Source organism: Paraburkholderia sp. RL18-085-BIA-A (assembly GCF_046027075.1).
Lineage (GTDB): Bacteria > Pseudomonadota > Gammaproteobacteria > Burkholderiales > Burkholderiaceae > Paraburkholderia.
In genome coordinates, this window is record NZ_JARESU010000062.1 from 1 (window position 1) to 18,299 (window position 18,299).

Annotated in this window: 18 protein-coding genes; 11 read left to right on the forward strand and 7 right to left on the reverse strand. The window is 64.3% G+C overall.

The window, feature by feature from the left end:
• Positions 1 to 182: 182 nt before the first annotated feature.
• From P0D89_RS31160 to P0D89_RS31180, 5 genes are all read right to left on the reverse strand, one after another.
• Complete coding sequence (locus P0D89_RS31160) at positions 183 to 953, reverse strand: ATP-binding cassette domain-containing protein (protein WP_408360775.1); 771 nt, start codon at positions 951 to 953, stop codon at positions 183 to 185.
• Positions 953 to 1,954, reverse strand: a complete 1,002-nt coding sequence (locus tag P0D89_RS31165; RefSeq protein ID WP_408360773.1) for an ABC transporter permease — start codon at positions 1,952 to 1,954, stop codon at positions 953 to 955. The genes P0D89_RS31160 and P0D89_RS31165 overlap by 1 nt, the downstream gene beginning before the upstream one ends.
• Positions 1,951 to 3,039 carry a sugar ABC transporter substrate-binding protein gene (locus P0D89_RS31170; protein ID WP_408360771.1) on the reverse strand — a complete coding sequence of 363 codons (1,089 nt, stop codon included), beginning with the start codon at positions 3,037 to 3,039 and terminating at the stop codon, positions 1,951 to 1,953. The genes P0D89_RS31165 and P0D89_RS31170 overlap by 4 nt, the downstream gene beginning before the upstream one ends.
• Positions 3,040 to 3,533: 494 nt before the next feature.
• Positions 3,534 to 4,262, reverse strand: coding sequence for a FadR/GntR family transcriptional regulator (locus tag P0D89_RS31175; RefSeq protein ID WP_408360769.1), 729 nt, complete (start codon positions 4,260 to 4,262; stop codon positions 3,534 to 3,536).
• Between the two features lie 171 nt (positions 4,263 to 4,433).
• Positions 4,434 to 4,559, reverse strand: a complete 126-nt coding sequence (locus tag P0D89_RS31180; protein WP_408377668.1) for a hypothetical protein — start codon at positions 4,557 to 4,559, stop codon at positions 4,434 to 4,436.
• A 151-nt stretch (positions 4,560 to 4,710) separates the two neighbouring features.
• Between P0D89_RS31180 and P0D89_RS31185 the strand changes: the two genes are divergently transcribed.
• Positions 4,711 to 6,471 carry a SulP family inorganic anion transporter gene (locus P0D89_RS31185; protein WP_408360767.1) on the forward strand — a complete coding sequence of 587 codons (1,761 nt, stop codon included), beginning with the start codon at positions 4,711 to 4,713 and terminating at the stop codon, positions 6,469 to 6,471.
• 283 nt (positions 6,472 to 6,754) lie between these two features.
• Positions 6,755 to 7,642 (forward strand): LysR family transcriptional regulator, encoded by an 888-nt coding sequence (locus P0D89_RS31190; RefSeq protein ID WP_408360765.1) that lies wholly within the window; start codon positions 6,755 to 6,757, stop codon positions 7,640 to 7,642.
• Between the two features lie 13 nt (positions 7,643 to 7,655).
• Here the strand turns inward: P0D89_RS31190 and P0D89_RS31195 are convergent, their stop codons facing one another.
• The gene (locus P0D89_RS31195) at positions 7,656 to 8,576 is read right to left on the reverse strand and encodes a LysR family transcriptional regulator (protein WP_408360763.1); all 921 of its coding nucleotides are present in this window, start codon (positions 8,574 to 8,576) and stop codon (positions 7,656 to 7,658) included.
• Between the two features lie 104 nt (positions 8,577 to 8,680).
• Here P0D89_RS31195 and P0D89_RS31200 point away from each other — a divergent pair, with 104 nt between their 5' ends.
• The 4 genes from P0D89_RS31200 (at position 8,681) to P0D89_RS31215 (ending at position 12,306) form a co-directional block, all read left to right on the forward strand.
• Complete coding sequence (locus tag P0D89_RS31200) at positions 8,681 to 9,964, forward strand: aromatic ring-hydroxylating oxygenase subunit alpha (RefSeq protein WP_149670321.1); 1,284 nt, start codon at positions 8,681 to 8,683, stop codon at positions 9,962 to 9,964.
• A complete protein-coding gene (locus P0D89_RS31205) occupies positions 9,961 to 10,461 on the forward strand; it encodes an aromatic-ring-hydroxylating dioxygenase subunit beta (protein WP_149670320.1) in 501 nt (166 codons plus the stop codon). Before P0D89_RS31200 ends, P0D89_RS31205 begins: the two co-directional genes overlap by 4 nt.
• A 42-nt stretch (positions 10,462 to 10,503) precedes the next feature.
• Positions 10,504 to 10,923 (forward strand): tautomerase family protein, encoded by a 420-nt coding sequence (locus tag P0D89_RS31210; RefSeq protein WP_408360760.1) that lies wholly within the window; start codon positions 10,504 to 10,506, stop codon positions 10,921 to 10,923.
• A 66-nt stretch (positions 10,924 to 10,989) separates the two neighbouring features.
• A complete protein-coding gene (locus tag P0D89_RS31215; protein ID WP_408360834.1) occupies positions 10,990 to 12,306 on the forward strand; it encodes an MFS transporter in 1,317 nt (438 codons plus the stop codon).
• A 7-nt stretch (positions 12,307 to 12,313) separates the two neighbouring features.
• On the opposite strand, the gene P0D89_RS31220 is transcribed toward P0D89_RS31215, so the two are convergent.
• Entirely contained in the window at positions 12,314 to 13,840 is a 1,527-nt protein-coding gene (locus P0D89_RS31220) for a PAS domain-containing sensor histidine kinase (RefSeq protein WP_408360758.1), read from the reverse strand.
• A 237-nt stretch (positions 13,841 to 14,077) separates the two neighbouring features.
• Here P0D89_RS31220 and P0D89_RS31225 point away from each other — a divergent pair, with 237 nt between their 5' ends.
• From P0D89_RS31225 to P0D89_RS31245, 5 genes are all read left to right on the forward strand, one after another.
• Positions 14,078 to 15,253: an acyl-CoA dehydrogenase family protein gene (locus tag P0D89_RS31225; RefSeq protein ID WP_408360756.1), complete on the forward strand. Its 1,176-nt coding sequence runs from the start codon at positions 14,078 to 14,080 to the stop codon at positions 15,251 to 15,253.
• Between the two features lie 100 nt (positions 15,254 to 15,353).
• Positions 15,354 to 15,749, forward strand: coding sequence for a hypothetical protein (locus P0D89_RS31230; RefSeq protein ID WP_408360754.1), 396 nt, complete (start codon positions 15,354 to 15,356; stop codon positions 15,747 to 15,749).
• A gap of 32 nt (positions 15,750 to 15,781) precedes the next feature.
• Positions 15,782 to 16,297, forward strand: a complete 516-nt coding sequence (locus tag P0D89_RS31235) for a nuclear transport factor 2 family protein (protein WP_408360832.1) — start codon at positions 15,782 to 15,784, stop codon at positions 16,295 to 16,297.
• A complete protein-coding gene (locus tag P0D89_RS31240) occupies positions 16,294 to 17,418 on the forward strand; it encodes an amidase (RefSeq protein ID WP_408360752.1) in 1,125 nt (374 codons plus the stop codon). Before P0D89_RS31235 ends, P0D89_RS31240 begins: the two co-directional genes overlap by 4 nt.
• Positions 17,419 to 17,499: 81 nt before the next feature.
• Positions 17,500 to 18,243: an SDR family NAD(P)-dependent oxidoreductase gene (locus P0D89_RS31245; RefSeq protein ID WP_408360750.1), complete on the forward strand. Its 744-nt coding sequence runs from the start codon at positions 17,500 to 17,502 to the stop codon at positions 18,241 to 18,243.
• The last annotated feature ends 56 nt before the right edge of the window (positions 18,244 to 18,299 follow it).

The following is an 18,299-nucleotide window of genomic DNA, read 5'->3' on the forward strand; positions in this document are numbered from 1 at the left end:
ATTAACGTGGACTTTGATAGACGGAGAGAGTCGAGTTTCGCGCTGACGGCGAATGGATGGACGACGTCGCTGACGGTCTTCGAATCGGGATGGGACGTGAAAGAGGAGGATGGTCTACGAGGATCTTCGCTGTGCGCGCTTTTTGCCCGGCGGCACCTGAGAGCACCACGGACGAACCGGCGTCACTGCGCCGGGGTTCGCATCGCCCGATACTCGCGCCGCACGATATCCATCAACTCCGCGACCGATGTGCTCGCGGCTTCCCGCTGATACGTCACGCGGCCGCGCTGCATCAGCATCACGCGATCCGCGATATCGAGCGTCTGCGCATAGTTGTGCATGATCATGATGATCGACAGCCCGCCCTTCTCCTTGAGCCGCAAAATCAGATCGATGATGAGCCCGGCTTCGCGGGCACCCATTGCCGCGAGCGGTTCGTCGAGCAGCAGAATCCTCGCATCCGAATTGACCGCGCGAGCGACTGCGATCGCCTGGCGCTGTCCACCGGAAAGCTGCTCGACCGGCAGTTCGACCGAGGGCACGTGCACGCCGATCTCTTCGAGACATTCCGCCGCGCGTTTGCGCATCGCGCGGTTGTCCAGCAAACGGAACGGGCCGCGCCGGATGATCTCGCGATTCAGGAACATGTTGTGATAAATGCTCAGCGAGTTCGCCAGCGCCAGATCCTGATACACGCATTCGATCCCCAGCGAACGGGCGTGATCGACCGAGCGCAGCATTGTTTCCACGCCGTGCACGAAGAGCTTGCCGCTCGTCTGCTGATGAAACCCGGTCAGAATCTTGATCAACGTCGACTTGCCCGCGCCGTTGTCGCCGAGTACGCCGAGTATTTCACCCGGCTTGAGCGTCAGCGACACACCATCGAGCGCGGTGACCGCGCCGAAACGCTTGACGATGTCCTCGCCGCGCAGGGCTTCCGCAAGCTCGGGCATCAAAGCTCTCCCTTGCGCGCGAGACGGACCACATGAATGTTGAAGATCATCGCCGCGAGAATAGCGGCGCCGAGAATCATATTGAAGGTGAACGCGTTGATGCCGATCAGCGTGAAGCCGTCATTGAGAATGCCGAGGACCGCCGCGCCGATCAGACCGCCGATGATCGTGCCCGATCCGCCGGCGAGCGGCGTGCCGCCGATCACCGCTGCGGCCACCGCGAGAAACATGATCTGGTTGCCGCCTGCTTGCGGATCGATCGAGGTGATCCGGAAGGCTTCGAGAATGCCTGTAAAGCCGGCGAGCACCGCGGCGAGAATGAAGTTGCCGAGTTTCAGGCGTTTGACATGAATGCCGGCTTCGCTCGCGCCGAGCGGATTCGCTCCACCTGCAATCGTATGCAAACCCCAGCGGGTATGGCGCAGCAGAATGTGCATGACGGCCGCGATCACGAGCGTCCAGATGATCTCGCTATAACCCCATGCGCCCATGATCGCCGAAAAACGCGTACCTTCCGGCGGCGAAACGGGCGTGCCGCGTGAAATCGTCAGCGTGAAGCCGTTGACGAAAAAGAGCGTGCCGAGCGTGGTGACGAAAGATGGAATGCGCAGATACACCGTCACCGCGCCGTTGACCAGCCCGACTACGGCCGCCGCAAGCAGCCCGGCGAGCACGGCGACCCACACAGGCAAACCGGCCTCGTTGGCGAAATACATGATGAACGGCGCGAACGCGAAGACCATCCCGGCGGAGAGATCGATCTCCCCGCCGATCATCAGCATGATTTCGCCAAACGCAATGATCGCAACCGGCGCGATGAATTGCGACAGGTTCTCGAGACTCGCGCCCGTCAGCAGAAAATCACGGTTGGCGGTTTCGAAATAGGCGCACAGGATGAGCGCAACCGCGAGGATGCGAATCTCGCTCGAACGCCAGACCGGTCTCGACCATAACCGGCGGCGTTCGCGAGGTTTCGATTTTTCCGCCACAGAAGACGTCATCCCTTGATCGCGCCCGAGTGCGGCACGATCTGCGGCTTGGTGCTCTTGCCTTCATAACGCGTCGACGTGTTCAGGTAAGGCTCGACCGTGTCTTTAGTAACGAATTTCAGACCCGTGTTCACATTCGCCGGACCAACCAGTCCGCCGGACGACAGGAACACGAATGCCTGAACCACGGTGTAAAACCCCTGCACGTAGGGCTGCTGATCGATCGTGAAGTCCAGAAAGCCTTCATGGATCAGTTGGACCGTGCGCGGCAACAGGTCGAAGCCGCCGCCGTGCACGCCCTTCGAAGGCAGGTTCGACGCCTTCATCACTTCGGCCACGCCCTGGGTGCTGCCGGCGTCGACCGCGAACATGCCCTTCACATCCTGGTGGCCCAGATAGAACGACTTGATCTTCGAGAGTTCTTCGTTGACGGTCGCGCCGGTCGCGATGGTCTGCACGTCGATCTTCTTGCCCGACTTCTTGATCGCGGCTACCGCGCCGTCTAACCGAGGCTGAATGTTGAGCTGCCCGGGCGTCGCGATGAAGATGGCGACCAGACCGCTATCGATGAGGCTGACGATGCGCTCGCCCATCTGATACCCGGACAGATACAGATCCTGGCCGATATACGAGAGGCGCGGATTGGGGGTGCCTTGCGGCGCGTCGGCGTTATACGCGAACACCGGAATGCCGGCGTCGAGCGCCGCCTGGATCGGTTTGTCGAACGCCTTCGGATCGACGATCGGCACGGCAATGGCGTCGGCCTTCGCCGCAATCGCCGCGTTGACCGCATTCACCATTTGAGCAATGTCGGCATTGGCCGACCCGGTCCACTGATAGTCCATCCCGAGCAGGGTCGTGGAATCCTGAATACCGTATTGCGTGGGAACGAAGAATGGATTCGTCGTGACGTGGTTGACGAATACGATCTTCCAGCGCTTGTGTTCCGGAAATGGGCTCGCCTCCGCGGCTTGCGCCGGCGTGAACGCTCCACCGAACATTGCGAGCGCTGCACCGAGACCCGCGCCTTGCAGCAATCCGCGGCGCGTGCGTTGCACCTGCTCCTGGCCGTGCTGGTCTTCCTGCTCTTCCGCCATGTCAGTCTCCAGTCTCTCGGTTATTGAATAACTCGCTGTGCATGACGGCGCAGGCCAGGAAAGCGCCAGTGCCGGGCCCCACCACACTCCACAAAACGCGTGTGCATGCGCGTGCGCCTGACGACCCTGAGGAAGATCCTATATCACGCGCTTTTACCCTCAATCAATGTATACCCTTAACTAGTCCGACTATTTGAAGTGCACTGGAGTACGGTTCGTGACAACGCGACTGGAGCGGGCGGCGAGTGGGTGTCGAGGAGCCGAGATGGCTGGAGTGGCGCTGTTGCAGCAGAGGTTTTGTCCGCAATTCTCGTGACGCAGCAATTCGTGGCGCTAGCTGCCCGTCTCGTGACGGCAGCGGAACGAGCTCAAGGGCAAGGACTTCTCCGCGGGCATTTCTCTCCCGTGCGCGCGCAGAGCCGGCGCGGCAGGCCGCATCAATAGTCATACTATCTAAGCAGACCATGAGAAGCGCCTGCTGGGCGCAGAAGCCATCACGCCGGATGATGGCTGCCGAGCTCCAGAATGCTCTCGGCATCCGCGCGGGCATTTTCGAGTTGAACCAGACTGGCATGCCGCGCGCCCAGCGGGTCGCGATTCTGGATTGCGGTGAGGATCGCCTTGTGCCGGGGCAGCGACAGCGCATGTGTGTCCGGATGACGGCTTGTCAGTCTGATCGACTCCGACAGCGCGAGCGACAGCATATTGCCGATGTACGCCAGCATGTCGTTGTGAGTGGCCGCCATGATCGCGCGATGAAACTCGAGGTCCGGGTCCAGCAGCTCGCTCGCCGTTCCCGCGCGTTCCATCCGGTCATACGCGGACGCGATAAGCGCGAGATCGTCGCTGGTCGCCGCGCTGGCGGCGAGCGCCGCCGCCGCGGGCTCGATGACGCGGCGCACGGTCAGAAGCGAGCTGAAGAATTCGCCTTCCGGAACGCTGCTGATGGTCCAGTACAGCACATCCGGATCGAGCATATGCCAGTCCGCCCGCGGCCTCACCACACTGCCCACCCGCGGCTTCGACACGACGAGCCCCTTTGCGGCCAGCACGCGCGTCGCCTCGCGCAATACCGGGCGGCTCACGCCATAGCCTTCGCACAGCACGGCTTCGGCCGGCAAGCGCTGGCCCGGTTGCAGCTTGCCGCTGACGATGCCCATGCCAAGCTCCTGCACAATGCGGCCATGCATGCTCTTGCGCTGTTGCAGATGACGATAGTCCATGCTCGGAGCTCGCGGTCGTGCACCGTTCGGTTCCGCTCCGATCAGTTCGGCGTATGAAACGGCACTGACTCCGTTGTCGACCCGGACAGGCTTCTGCTGCATGGAGCGCCGATGCGTAATCAAGCATAGCACGCGGTATCACGCTGCATGTCGGCTCTGCATTCTTGATTATCACGTTCGCCGCCCCGTCGAGTCAGTATCGATTTCATCGACGGCAAGCAGCGCGACGCCGGTCTTTTCGCCCTGCTTCAACACGTTGCCGATGCTGGGCGTAGCCGGAGTACTCGTCACCATCATCGCGTGGGATGTCGTCGAGATTCGGAAGGGGCAACCACTCTCGGCTTATCTCGTCGCCTATTGTCTTAGCCGCGGTCTGCACTATTCTTTCTGTTAGACAATGTGCATCTTCTCTTCCGCGTGACCACGATTCGACGCAAATAGCCGACTCATGCAACCCGACAGGTCAACTTCCCACGACGAGCATCCCGCGAGCCACGCGCAACGCTGGTTGCGCTGGCTGCCGGGCCTGCGGGTGCTGAGAGAGTACCAGGCCGCCTGGCTGCCGAAGGACATCGCGGCAGGCCTCGTGTTGACCACGATGCTGGTGCCGGTCGGCATCGCCTATGCCGAGGCCTCCGGCGTCCCAGGGGTTTATGGCCTCTACGCGACGATCGTCCCGCTGCTTGCCTACGCCGTCTTCGGGCCCAGCCGGCTGCTCGTGCTGGGTCCAGACTCCGCGCTGGCGGCGCCGATCCTCGCCGTCGTCTTATCGCTTGCCCCCGGCGATCCGCCGCGCGCGATCGCTGTGGCAAGCATGATGGCGGTTGTCTCGGGACTCTTCTGCATCGTCATGGGGCTACTGCGTTTGGGCTTCATCACCGAACTGCTGTCCAAACCGATTCGCTACGGCTACATGAACGGCATAGCAATCACCGTTCTGATCAGTCAACTGCCGCGGCTCTTCGGCGTCTCCAGCGACGCCAAAGGCCCGTTGAACACCGTCCTGAGCATTGCGGGCGCCATCGCCGCCGGGAAAATCAACGGGTACAGCCTCGCGATCGGCGCGGGATGTCTCGTGCTGATACTGTTCCTCAAGCGCTTCGAGAAAGTGCCTGGTGTGCTGATCGCCGTTGTGCTGGCGACGCTGTGCGTCGACGTGTTCAACCTCGATAGGGTCGGCGTGAGCGTGCTCGGCACGATTCCCCAAGGTCTCCCGGCTTTCGTGCTGCCGTGGGCAAGCGACGCTGACCTGATCAAGATCGTGCTCGGCGGCTGCGCGGTGGCGCTGATCTCTTTCGCGGACACCAGCGTGCTGTCGCGCACCTTCGCCGCGCGTTTGCGCCATCGCGTCGATCCGAATCAGGAAATGGTGAGCCTCGGCGCCGCGAACCTCGCGGCAGGGTTTTTTCAGGGGTTTCCGATCAGCAGCAGTGCGTCGCGTACGCCGGTAGCCGAAGCAGCTGGCGCGCGCACACAGGTGACAGGCGTGGTGGGCGCGCTGGCTGTCGCGACGCTGCTGATCGCCGCGCCGAATCTGCTGCGCAATCTGCCCACCAGTGCGCTAGCCGCGGTTGTCATCGCCGCAGCGCTCGGTCTGTTCGAATTCACCGACCTCAAGCGCATCTACCGTATCCAGCAGTGGGAGTTCTGGCTCTCGATCGCGTGCTTCGCGGGCGTCGCGGTATTCGGTGCGATTCCGGGCATCTGTCTGGCGGTGGTGATCGCTGTCATCGAGTTTCTCTGGGACGGCTGGCGGCCTCATTACGCGATTCTGGGTCACGTGGAAGGCTTGCGTGGCTACCATGATGTGAAGCGCTATCCGCATGCCACGAGAATTCCGGGGTTGCTGCTGTTTCGCTGGGACGCCCCACTTTTCTTCGCTAACGCCGAGCTGTTTCAGGATCGTCTGCTGGAAGCGGTCGCCGACTATCCGACGCCAGTTCGCAGAGTCGTCGTGGCAGCCGAGCCCGTGACCAGCGTCGACGTTACTTCCGCCGACATGTTAAGGGAACTGAGCCGAATTCTGGACGAGCGAGGCATCCGCCTGCACTTCGCCGAAATGAAGGACCCGGTTCGCGACAAGCTCATACGCTTCGAGCTGATGGAGATCATTGGCGACCGGAGCTTTCATCCCACAATAGGAAGCGCTGTCGACGACTACCTGAGAGAATCGGGCGTCGTCGTGGACGAGCGCGGTGCTGGCCCGTAGTAGTTATGGACCATTTGCCGCCGGCAGGTTTCGCGTTTGACCAGACACACCTGCTTAAACTACCCTGCGCCTGCCCCGCTCAGCCAGCCAGCCGGAATTCCGCGGTGCGCGGTCCGACGATTCGCAGAAGTGCGCGTTCAGCGGCAACGTCATGAGCCATTCGCGCACGCGGTTCGATGATGAGAGCGAAAACGAATGAAGCCGGTTCATGCCGACGGCGCTTATCCGCGAACGGACGGCAACCTCCAAAACCAATAAGAACCTTTACACCTCAGGGGCATGCATGGAACTTCGCCAACTCCGCTACTTCATCGCGGTCGCCGAAGAGATGAACATCACGCGGGCCGCGAATCGCCTGCACATGACACAGCCGCCGCTGAGCCGGCAGATTCAGCAGATCGAGGAAAGCGTCGGCCTGCCGCTGTTCGAACGCGGCTCGCGGCCGCTGCGCCTGACCGAAGCCGGCCGCATTTTCTACGCGAAGGCGAAACGCCTGATCGACGAGGCCGATGAACTCGCGCCGCTCACGCGCCGGCTCGCGCAACTGGCCGAGCGCATCGTGATCGGTTTCGTGCCGTCGACGCTGTACGGCGCGCTGCCCGCCGTGATCCGCGCGTTTCGCGAAGCCGCGCCGCATATCGAACTGTCGTTGATCGAAATGTTCACGATCGAACAACTGGGCGCGCTCAAAGGCGGCCGTATCGATGTCGGCTTCGGCCGCCTGCGTTTCGACGACGCGCAACTGGCGCGCGAAGTGCTCGTCGAGGAACGGATGATCGCCGCACTGCCGCAAGACCATCCGCTCGCGCGCCAGAAGAAGCCGCTGACGCTCGACGCGCTGGCGCAGGAAACGCTGATCGTCTATCCGAGCACGCCGCGTCCGAGCTATGCCGACCAGCAGCTCTCCGCACTGCACGATCATGCGCTGGAGCCGAAGGCGATTCATGAAGTGCGGGAGTTGCAGACCGCGCTGGGCCTGGTGGCCGCGCAAGTGGGCGTGTGCCTCGTGCCGGAAAGCGTGGAAGGCTTGCGCGCGCATGGCGTCACGTACCGGACGATTCCGGCGGCCAATATCGCGTCGCCGATCATCATGAGCCGCCGTTTGCAGGACGAATCGCCCGCCACCACGCTAATGTGTTCGCTCGCGCGCAAGCTCTTCAAGCGCGCGTGAGGCCGCTTTCGTCTCAAGGCTCGTCGAAGCGCCGCACGATGTCCGCCATCAGATTGCGCAGCCACACGTTGCCTTCGTCCTGGTCGAAATGCTCGTGCCAGTGCATCGTCACCGCCGCGATCGGCAAAGTCACCGGCAACTCGTAGATGTGGAAGCCGCCGCCGCGATTGAAAATGTGCGCGAGGCGCCGCGGCAGAGTCGCGAACAGATCGGTGACGGCCAGCACGTTCGGCAACGCGACGAAATGCGGTAGCTCCAGCGCGATATGACGCCCGACGCCTTGCGCGCGGAATTCGTCGTCGAGCGCGTGATGACTGTGCTCGACCGACGTGATCTGCACGTGCGACGCGTCCAGAAACGCCTTCAGACCCAACTCCTTCGTACGCGGCAAGCCGCGCCGTTTGCGGGTCATGCACACGTACGTCTCCTCGAACAGCGCCTGATGCCGCGTGCGCGCGGTCAGCGTCGGCAGATTGCCGATCGCGAAATCGAGCCGGCTCGCGCGCAACGCGTCTTCGATTTCCTCGACCGGCAACGGCTCGATGCGCAATTTCACGCGCGGCGCCTGCCGGTGCAAGGCCTCGCAGATCGGCGGCAGATAGGCCAGCTCGCCCGCGTCCGAGAGCGACAGCCGGAACGTGCGCGTGCTCACCGCCGGGTCGAAATGCTCCGCGTAACGCAGCGCCTCGCGCACCGTGTCGAGCGCGCGCGACACGATTGCCGACAGTTCCAGCGCGATCGGCGTGGGCTGCATGCCGACGCGCGTGCGGATGAACAGCGGATCGTCGAACAGCGTGCGCAGGCGGCCCAGCGAATAACTGATGGCCGGCTGCGATAGCGCAAGCCGCTGCCCGGCCCGCGTGAGGCTGCGCTCTTCGACGATCGCCTGAAAAACGCGCAGCAGGTTGAGGTCGACATGATCCAGCGAGTTCATCAAGATATCCATACGGTTGATTTTAGTTTTTATTTTAGATCAATTTGACGCATATCAGACGGTCAGCGAGACTTTGTTCCATCGACCACCCCACTTATACCGTCATGAGCGAATCCTCATATCAGACCGTCGATACGAGCGCGTTGTATCAGCGCGCGCAGTCCGACCGCGTCGCCCCGTCGCTGTACTACGACCCGGCCGTTTTCGAAGCCGAACTCGAACGCATTTTCTACAAGACGTGGATCTGGGTCGCGCACGAAAGCGAACTGCCGAATCCCGGCGACTTCCGCACCACCACGATCGGCCGCCAGCCGGTGATCGTCGTGCGCGACAAGAGCGGCGCGGTCAACGTGCTGCAAAACCGCTGCCGTCATCGTGGCGCGACTGTCTGCGAACAGCACAAGGGCAACGCGAAAGGCTTTACGTGCCCGTATCACAGCTGGACCTACGGCCTCGACGGCGCGCTGCGGGCGCTGCCGTACGGCGACGGCTATGAAGGCGTGATCGACAAGACCGAGCTGCCGCTGGCGAGTCTGCGCGTGGGCATCTATCAAGGGTTGATCTTCGCGAGCTTCAATCAGGAGATCGAGCCGCTCGAAGATTTCCTCGGCGGCGCGAAGCCGTGGATCGATCTGTTCATGAAGCAAGGCGCGGGCTATCCGATCAAGGCCAACGGCGAACACCGCTTCCGTTTCAACGGCAACTGGAAGATCCAGCTCGAGAACACCACCGACCTGTATCACTTCCCAGTGGTGCACAAGTCGTGGATGAAATCGATCGACGACGAAACCGCCGCCGCGATCACCAGCTTCATGACCAGCGAAGACGCGTTCTGCCGCTCGCTCGGCAACGGTCATAGCCTCGCGGTGCTGGTGCCGGAACTCGTCGATCTGGACCGCGACGACGGCGCGCCGATTCCCGAGCGCTTCGAGGCGCTGGCCGCATCGCTCGCCAAAGATCACGCGCCGGACGAAGTGCGCCGCATCGTGCGCTCGCTGATGGGCGTCGGCTTCAATCTGAACCTGTTTCCGAACCTCGCGTTGTCGATGGCGTTTTTCCGCGTGCTGCGGCCCATTTCCGCGAACGAGACCGAAATCCGCCACGTCGCGCTCGCCATGGACGGCGGCCCCGAGGAAGCGAACCGCGTGCGTCTGCGCATTCACGAGCACTTCCAGGGCCCGTTCGGCTTCGGCAGTCCCGACGACGCCGAAGCGTGGGAGCGCGTGCAACGCGGCTCGCATGCCGGCCCCGATCTGCCGATCCTCGTGAACCGCGGCCTGAATCGCGAGAGCACCGCGCCGAACGGCGAGAAGACCGCGCACGCCACCGACGAGACCGGCATGCGTGAAGCGTACGCGCAATGGCGCACGATGATGGAGCAGGCATGATGGACGACCGCAACACCCTGTTCTCGCAGAAGATCTTCGCCGACGCGATCGAACTCATCTGGCGCGAAGCCGAACTGCTGGACCGCAAGGACTATCGCGAGTGGCTGTCGCTGTGGGACCCGGCGGGCTTCTACGTGGTGCCGATCGAACCCGACGCCACCGACTTCGCCGCCACGCTGAACTACGCCTACGACGATCAGGACATGCGCGAAAAACGCGTGCAACGGATGACGTCCGGCTATTCGTCGTCGGCGAGCGACGCCGCCCGCACCGTGCGCACGGTCTCGCGCTTCACGCTGACGAGCGATGCGAGCGACGAGGTCACGGTGAATTCGGCGCAGGTGATCGTCGCGTACAAACGCGGCAAGGCGACACTGTTCGCGGCGGATCTGACGCATCGCATCGGCTTCGCGAGCGGCGAGCCGCGCATCGTGCAGAAGGTGATCCGCCTGATCGATTCGACCGACGCGCTCAGTGCGATCGGCTTCCTGCTGTGATCCTCGAACCGTGATGTCCGAACCCGCGAGCGAGGCGAAACGATGCCTACACTAGAAGTCTATCTGCCGGCCGGTCACGCGCCAGCGCGCAAGGCGCAACTGATTGCGGGCCTCACGCAGGCCACGGTCGACTCGATCGGCGCGCCTGCCGAAGCGGTGCGGATACTGCTGAGCGAATTGCCGCCGCATGATTTCGGCGTGGGCGGAGTCAGCGCGATGAGCGATGCGGGCCATGCCGGCGACCCGGGCCGCGTTGCCCGGCGCGCCACATTGCTGAGCATCGTCGCGATCCTGATCGCGGGCCGCACGCCCGCGCAAAAGACCGCGTTGATCGCCGCGCTCAGCGAGACCGGCGCGAGCGTGCTCGACACGCCGCTCGACGCCGCCCGCGTGATGATCAAGGACATTCCGAACACCGACTTCGGCATTGGCGGTCAGACCGCGAAGTCACTCGGGCGCTAGCGCCCTTACCTCGCCCCCACGATATCCGCGATGCCCTCACACATCGCGAAACCAGAGAGCACGACGATGCAAAACGACACGCTTTCCCCAACGGCCGGGTCGCCCCCCGCCCCCGCGATGCCGGCTACCTCGCGGACCTTGCGGCGCATCATCGTCGCGTCCGTGCTCGGCAACGCGCTCGAATGGTACGACTTCTTCCTGTACGGCACGGCCGCGGCGCTGATCTTCGGACCGCTGTTTTTTCCGCTGCATGGTGATCCGCTGCTCGGCACGCTCGCTGCGTTCGCGGGTTTTGCAATCGGCTTTCTGGCGCGGCCGCTGGGCGGCGTCGTGTTCGGCCACATCGGCGACCGGCAGGGCCGCAAACGCGCGCTCGTCATCACGCTGATGATGATGGGTGTGGCGACTTTCGGCATCGGCCTGTTGCCGACGTTCTCGCAAGTCGGCTTTCTCGCGCCCGCCGCGCTGGTGTGTCTGCGCGTCGTGCAAGGCATTGCGTCCGGCGGCGAATGGGGCGGCGGCGTGCTGCTGATCAGCGAGAGCGCGCCGGCCAATCGTCGCGGCTACTATGCGTCGTTCAGCCAGTTGGGCGTGGCGGGCGGCTTCGTGTTGTCGGCGGCGGCGTTTTATCTGGTGCAACGTTTGCCGACCGAGAGCTTCATGTCATGGGGCTGGCGCGTGCCGTTTCTCGCGAGCGTGCTGATCTTCGGCGTCGGCGTATACATTCGTCGGCGCTTGCCCGAGAGCCGCGATTTCGTGGCCGCCAAACCGAAGCACATGCCGGTGCTGACGGTGCTGCGCAATCATCCGAAACAGGTGTTGCAGGCGATGGGGCTGCGCGTCGCGGAAAACGGCGGCACGTATATCTTTCTGTCGTTCGTGCTGGTGTACGGCAAGACGGTGGGCGTGCCGGTTTCGGTGATGCTCGGCGGCGTGATGATCGCGATGCTGCTCGAACTCGTGACGATCGTGCTGTGGGGACGGCTCTCGGATGTGATCGGCCGGCGCCCCGTGTATATGATCGGCGCGCTCGGACTCGTGGTGATCGCGTTTCCGGCCTTCTGGCTGATCGACACGCATCAGCCGCTGTACGTGTTTCTCTCGCTCGCGCTGGGCTTGCCGTTCTGCCACGCTGCGATGATCGGCACGCAACCCGCGTTGATGGGCGAACTGTTTCCCACTGAAGTCCGCTACTCGGGTATGGCGCTCGGCCATGAAATCGCGTCGGTCTTTTCCGGCGGACTCGCGCCGCTGGTCGCCACCGCGTTGTATGCGAAGGTGCGCGAACCGTGGCCGGTCGCGTTGATGCTGGTCGGCTTCGGGTTGATTACCGCGCTGACGCTCGTGACCATTCCGAGGAACACGCACGCCACGCATGATTAAGCCGCGCTCAGTCCGCGGGCGCGGGCGCGGCCGCGAGCGGCAGCGAAAAGCTGCATTCGAGGCCGCCGTGCCGCGCCGGCTTCGCCCAGATGTCGCCGCCATGCCGCGTGACGATGTTCTTGCACAGCGACAGGCCGATGCCGTTGCCGCCCGCTTTCGAGGACGAGAAGCCGTCGAACAGCCGGCCATGCGCATCGGCGGGCACGCCGGGTCCGTTGTCGATCACCTGGGCGATTGCGTGCTTGCCGCGCAGGCAGGTGACGAGGCGCAATTCGCGGCGCTGAGGCTGGGTCGGATTCGCGTGCGCCTGGGTGTCCGCATGCTGCGTGCCTTGCCCCAGCGCATCGATCGCATTGAACGCGAGATTCAGCACCACCTGGCCGATCAGCACCCGCTCAACATACACCGGCAGCGGCTCGCTCGCCTGTTCGATCGTGACCGTCACGCCCGCTTCGCGCGCGCGCAATTCGATGAAGTAAGCGGCGTCCGCGAGCACTTCGCGCAAATCCGCATGCGTCTCGCTCGGCTCGCGCTTGACGATGTAATCGCGCACGCTCTTGATGATGAGCGCCGCGTGCTCCGCCTGCCGATCGGCGCTGCGCAGGCCCCACATGGCGTCGTCGAGCGAACCGGGTTGCGCGAGCCGGCGGATCGCGCCTTCGATGAAGTTGCGCACCGCCGCGAGCGGCTGGCTCAACTCGTGAGCGATCGCAGTCGCCATTTCGCCCATCGCGTTGTAGCGCCCCGCGTATTCGAGCAGACGCGCCTCGTTGCGGCGCGCCTCTTCGACGGCGACCTCGTCGGTCACATCGCGAAAGTGCAGCAGTCGGCCATTGAGATCGTCCTCGATCTCGATCCTGCGGCATGTGATGCGCAGCCAGCGCGGCGTGCCGTCGCGCCGCGTGATGCAATAGCGCTGCGGCGCCGAAGGCTGGATGCGTGGTGCGGCGGCGAGTTGCGCGAGCAGGCGGTCGCGGTCCGGTTCGCTGCAATAGTCGAGCACGTCGCCCATCGGCGCGCCTTCTTCGAGGCCGAGCACGCGCCGGCCGGACTCGCTGACGAACTCCACTTCACCGGCGGGCGTCAGCACTGCGACGCCTTCGCCAAGGTCCTGCATGAATTCGCGCAGCCGCGATTCGTAACGCCGCAAGGTCTGCTTGAGCGAGTCCTCCGCGCTGATGTCGCGGAACTGCACCATCACGACAGGCCGCCCCGCGAGCGGCACATAGGTGGCGATCGCTTCGGACAACATATCGGCGCCGCTGCGCGAACGGTAGCACCACTCGTAGACCTGCGGCCCCTCGGTAATCGAACGGTCCATTGCGCCGACGCCGATCTCGCGCCGGTACTTCGGCACTGGCCGCGTCATGTCCTTCGCCTTCAGCGGCAGCAGTTCGTCGAGCGTGAAGCCGAGCGCGTCACACGCCGCGCGATTGGCCCATACGATCGCCTTGGTTTCGGCGTCGTGCAACAGCACGCACAGCGTGAGCGCGTCGAGCAGTCGGTGGAAATCGGCTTCGGCAGGGAAATTCATCGGAGAGAACGGCACTCAGGTTCGATCAGGTATGGGCCAGAACATAACACCAGTGCGCGTGATCCGTATCTGAAGATTTCTTTAGACGCCCCCGGTGCGTTACCTAAACAGGCGCCCCGCATCCCAATTGAAGCGTTCTTTTTGCATTTCTAGACTGGTCACACCGTGCACGGCGCGTCAACTTCACGGCGACCGTGCGTCGTGTTCCAGCCGATAACGAATCAAGGAGAAGCCCCCATGCCCGCAGCCACCGCCACCGCCGTCGCTTTCGACCAACCGGACGCGTCGGCGCCCGCTCGTCTGCCGCTTTCCGACGTGATCGCAGAAATCGCCGCGCGCCGCGACGAGTTCGACCGTCTTTCGCATGTGCCGCGCGACGTGATCGCGAAGTTGAAACGCGCGGGCGTCTATCGCGCCGCGACGCCACGGCGCTTCGGCGGCGATGCGCTCGCGCCGGCCGCGTTCCTCGACATGATCGAACGGATTGCGATGGTGGATGGCTCGGCCGCGTGGGTCGCGAGCTTCGGCTCAGCCAATGTCTATCTGGCCGCGCTGCCGCTTCAGACCCAGGCCGAGATCTACGCCGACAGCCCGGACCAGGTGTTCGCGGGCGGCCTCTTCCCGGTGCAGACGGCACAGCCGGCGGACGGTGGCTGGCGCGTGAACGGTACGTGGAAATTCGCGAGCGGCTGCAAGGGCGCGGACTGGCTAGGCGTGGGAATTGGGACGAACAGCGCGGGCGCACCCGGCAAACCGCGCACGGCTGTGTTTCGCCCGCATCAGGTGGAGATCGTCGAGAACTGGGACGTGGTCGGCATGCAAGGCACCGGCAGTCACGATCTGCGCGTGAACGACCAGTTCGTCGCTAATGCGTGGACCTTCGTGCGCGGCGGCGAACCGTGCGTCGATGAACCGCTGTATCGCTACCCGACTATCGCGTATGCGGCGCAAGTGCTCGCCGTGGTCAACCTCGGCCTCGCGCGCGCCGCGCTCGACGTCGCCAATCAGATGGCGGGCGGGCGCAAGACCACGACCGGCGCGCCGCAACTCGCCGACCGCGCGTACTACCGGATCGAACTCGCGAAAGCCGAAGCGCAACTGCGCTCGGCCCGCGCGTTCTTCTACGAGTGCACCGACCAGGTGTGGCAGTCGATCCTCGCCGGCAATCCCGTCACCGCCGACCAGGTCAGCCTGCTGCGTCTGGCCGCCACGCAGATCGCCCGCGAAGGCGCCGAGGTCGTGCAGCGCGCATACCGGCTCGGCGGCACGATGGCGATCTATCGCTCGCATCCGTTGCAGCGCTTGTTGCGCGACTCGATGGTCGTGACGCAGCACGCGTTTCTCGGCGAGGGCAATTACGACGGCGCCGGCGCGGTGTTCGTCGGCGTGCCGCCGATTCCCGGCTACCTTTAAGCGATTGGCGAGTGATCCGTGAGCGACCCGTAAGCCGCCTGAGTCATCCGGATCATTTCGCGCCGTCTTTCTGTCACACGATTTCAAGGAGATTCACCCCATGACCACTGCGTCCACCACCACCGAAACCTCGGCACTGCCTTTACGCGTTCTGTTCTGCTGCGGCGTCACGCAGAATTTCTTCGACCTGCCGCGCGAGCGGATCGGCGAAGTCTGGCAGGCCTACGGCAAGATGCTAGCCGCGGTCGAAGCGATGGAAGGCGTCAAGGTGCTCGGCATCATGGACGACGACCGTCTCACCGTCGGCAACGCGGACAACTCGCCGTGGACCTTCTACATCATGGCCGACGTGCGTGACTTCGACACGGCGGTTGCCGTGTGCAATCTGTATCGCACGACGCCGGTCGGCGAGTACAACCTGTGGCGCTACGGCAAGATCGAAGCGCGCGTTGGCCGCGCGTTGCAAGTGCCGCCGCAACATGCGAGCGCGGCGTGAGCGTGAAAGCGAACGTTTCGGAGCATGATGCGATGAAGGTGAACCCGGACACGCTGCGCCTGTTGACCGACCGGCTCGCCGCGCTCGAAGCTGAATCCGCGGTGCGCCGCACGATCGCGCGTTACATGGCGCTGTGCGACGTGCCGAGCGGCGCGCTCGAAGGCGAGACGCTCGCCGCCCTTTTCACCGCCGACGCCGTGTGGGAAGGCATCGGCCCGCAGTACGCGAACAAATTCGGATACCTGAAGGGTCACGAGGCGATCCTCGCGATGCTCACGCGCTACCTGCCGCCGTCGCCCCACTTCACGGTGAACACGCACTTCCTCACGTCAGAAACGATCGACGTGCGCGGCGCGACGGCGAAGGGCCGCTGGCTCATGCTGCAAGCTTCGGGCTATGTCGACGCGCCGGCCGAACTGATTTCGGCGCGTCTCGAAGTGGATTTCGCGCCGGCCGGCAACGGCCGTGACTGGCTCATTACGCACTTTCGCACCGAGCGCCTGTTCGACGCGCCGTGGCAAGTCAATGCAAGGAAACCGAACCTATGAACGAGTTTATCCAGACCCTGTCGATAGGGGGACCGGGACCGACCATCGCGATCAAGGACACGATCGATATCGCCGGCTACGCGACCACCGCCGCGAGCCGCGCGCTGGCGGACACACCACCCGCGCAGCGGCACGCGGAAGTCGTCGAACGCCTGCTCGCGCTCGGCTGGCGCATTGTCGGCAAGGCGAATATGCATGAACTGGCGTTCGGCATGACCGGCATCAACGACTACACCGGCACACCGCAAAACCCGCAGGACGCCGCGCGCATTCCGGGCGGATCGTCGAGCGGCTCGGCGGCTGCGGTCGGCCTCAAACTAGCCGATGCCGCGCTCGGCACCGACACCGGCGGCTCGATTCGCGGCCCCGCCGCGTGCTGCGGCGTGCTCGGTTTGAAGCCGACGTTCGGGCGCGTGTCGCGGCGCGGCGTGGCGCCGCGCGAATCGTCGCTCGATTGCGTCGGGCCGTTCGCACGCGAGATGTCCATGCTGGTGGCCGCGATGCAGGCGATCACCGTGGACTTCGACGCGCAAGCCGCGCGCGCCTGGGAGGGCGCATGCAAGGTCGGCATCGTGCAGGCCGACGCCACGCCGGAGATCCGCGCAGCCGTCGCGCGCGCGGCGCACGTGGCCGACTGCGCCGCCCATGGGACGCAACTCGCGGGACTCGCTGCCGCGTTCGACGCGGGCCTCGCGGTCATCAATGTGGAGACCTCGCGCGCATTCGGTCATCTGGTGGAAACCGGCAAGCTCGGCGCCGATCTCGACGCACGGCTGCGCGCCGCGGCGAAAACCACCACTGCGCAACTCGATGCGGCGGAACAGGTACGCCGGCAATTCACGGTGGCCGTCGACCACGCGCTCGAAAACGTTGACGTACTCATCCTGCCGACGCTGCCCGCGCTGCCGATCACACTCGACGAAGCGCGTGGCGGCACGTCGGTGATCGCGATGTCGTCGCTGATCCGGCCGTTCAATTTGAGCGGCCATCCCGCGCTGAGCTTGCCGTTGCCGATCGAGGGTTCGCCGCTGAAGGCGGGTTTGCAGATCGTCGGACGCAAGGGGCAGGACGAGCAGGTGTGCGCGATCGCGGCGCGTTTCGAAGCAGCACTTGCAGCTTGAGCAGGCTCGGTCAGGCTCAAGTCACTTACGCGGCCGCTCATGTCGCGGCTGCGCTTTGTGCATTCACACGGAGTTGAAGTCATGCAGAAAAGAGTCGCACTCGTCACCGGCGCGGCGCGCGGCCTGGGCGCCGCAATCGCCGCGCGCTTTCATGCGGCGGGTTATGCGGTCGCGATCGGCGACATCGCGTTCGATGCCGCGCAAGCGCTCGCGCGCGATCTGAGCGCCGACGGTTCGAGCGCATTCGCGCTGAATCTCGACGTCACCGCGAAAGCCTCATTCGAAACGGCGCGCGACGCGATCCTGCAGCGCTGGGGCCGCGTGGACGCGCTGGTCAACAACGCGGGCGCATCCGAAGTCGTGCCGGTGATGGAGATTACCGGCGAACAGTTCGATCAGGTCATCAACGTCAATCTGCGCAGCGTGCTGTTCGGCTGCCAGGTGTTCGGCCGGCATTTCGCCGACGCGGGCGCGGGCCGCATCGTCAACATCGCGTCGCTGGCGGGGCAGAACGGCGGCTCGGCGACCGGCGCGCACTATGCGGCCGCCAAGGGCGGCGTGATCACGCTTACCAAGGTGTTCGCGCGCGATCTCGGCGCGGCGGGCGTCACCGTCAACGCCATTTCGCCGGGGCCGATGGACTTGCCGGTCGTGCATGAGAGCGTCGCGCCTGAGAAGCTCAAGGCGGTGATCGCGAATATTCCCTCGGGACGACTAGGCTCGGCGGATTATGTCGCCGATGTCGCCGTGATGCTCGCCGCGGAGAATGCCTACTTCGCGAACGGCGCGTGTTGGGATGTGAATGGCGGGTTGTTCATGCGGTGACGGGGCTACGCGTTGCCGATAGTCGAGGCGCTCGGGCGCACGTGGTGCGCCTGCTT

Coding starts and splice junctions, on each gene's coding strand:
- P0D89_RS31160 (WP_408360775.1), bottom strand. CDS start 953: ATGCCCGAGCTTGCGGAAGCCCTGCGCGGCGAGGACATCGTCAAGCGT.
- P0D89_RS31165 (WP_408360773.1), bottom strand. CDS start 1,954: ATGACGTCTTCTGTGGCGGAAAAATCGAAACCTCGCGAACGCCGCCGG.
- P0D89_RS31170 (WP_408360771.1), bottom strand. CDS start 3,039: ATGGCGGAAGAGCAGGAAGACCAGCACGGCCAGGAGCAGGTGCAACGC.
- P0D89_RS31175 (WP_408360769.1), bottom strand. CDS start 4,262: ATGGACTATCGTCATCTGCAACAGCGCAAGAGCATGCATGGCCGCATT.
- P0D89_RS31180 (WP_408377668.1), bottom strand. CDS start 4,559: ATGATGGTGACGAGTACTCCGGCTACGCCCAGCATCGGCAACGTGTTG.
- P0D89_RS31185 (WP_408360767.1), top strand. CDS start 4,711: ATGCAACCCGACAGGTCAACTTCCCACGACGAGCATCCCGCGAGCCAC.
- P0D89_RS31190 (WP_408360765.1), top strand. CDS start 6,755: ATGGAACTTCGCCAACTCCGCTACTTCATCGCGGTCGCCGAAGAGATG.
- P0D89_RS31195 (WP_408360763.1), bottom strand. CDS start 8,576: ATGAACTCGCTGGATCATGTCGACCTCAACCTGCTGCGCGTTTTTCAG.
- P0D89_RS31200 (WP_149670321.1), top strand. CDS start 8,681: ATGAGCGAATCCTCATATCAGACCGTCGATACGAGCGCGTTGTATCAG.
- P0D89_RS31205 (WP_149670320.1), top strand. CDS start 9,961: ATGATGGACGACCGCAACACCCTGTTCTCGCAGAAGATCTTCGCCGAC.
- P0D89_RS31210 (WP_408360760.1), top strand. CDS start 10,504: ATGCCTACACTAGAAGTCTATCTGCCGGCCGGTCACGCGCCAGCGCGC.
- P0D89_RS31215 (WP_408360834.1), top strand. CDS start 10,990: ATGCAAAACGACACGCTTTCCCCAACGGCCGGGTCGCCCCCCGCCCCC.
- P0D89_RS31220 (WP_408360758.1), bottom strand. CDS start 13,840: ATGAATTTCCCTGCCGAAGCCGATTTCCACCGACTGCTCGACGCGCTC.
- P0D89_RS31225 (WP_408360756.1), top strand. CDS start 14,078: ATGCCCGCAGCCACCGCCACCGCCGTCGCTTTCGACCAACCGGACGCG.
- P0D89_RS31230 (WP_408360754.1), top strand. CDS start 15,354: ATGACCACTGCGTCCACCACCACCGAAACCTCGGCACTGCCTTTACGC.
- P0D89_RS31235 (WP_408360832.1), top strand. CDS start 15,782: ATGAAGGTGAACCCGGACACGCTGCGCCTGTTGACCGACCGGCTCGCC.
- P0D89_RS31240 (WP_408360752.1), top strand. CDS start 16,294: ATGAACGAGTTTATCCAGACCCTGTCGATAGGGGGACCGGGACCGACC.
- P0D89_RS31245 (WP_408360750.1), top strand. CDS start 17,500: ATGCAGAAAAGAGTCGCACTCGTCACCGGCGCGGCGCGCGGCCTGGGC.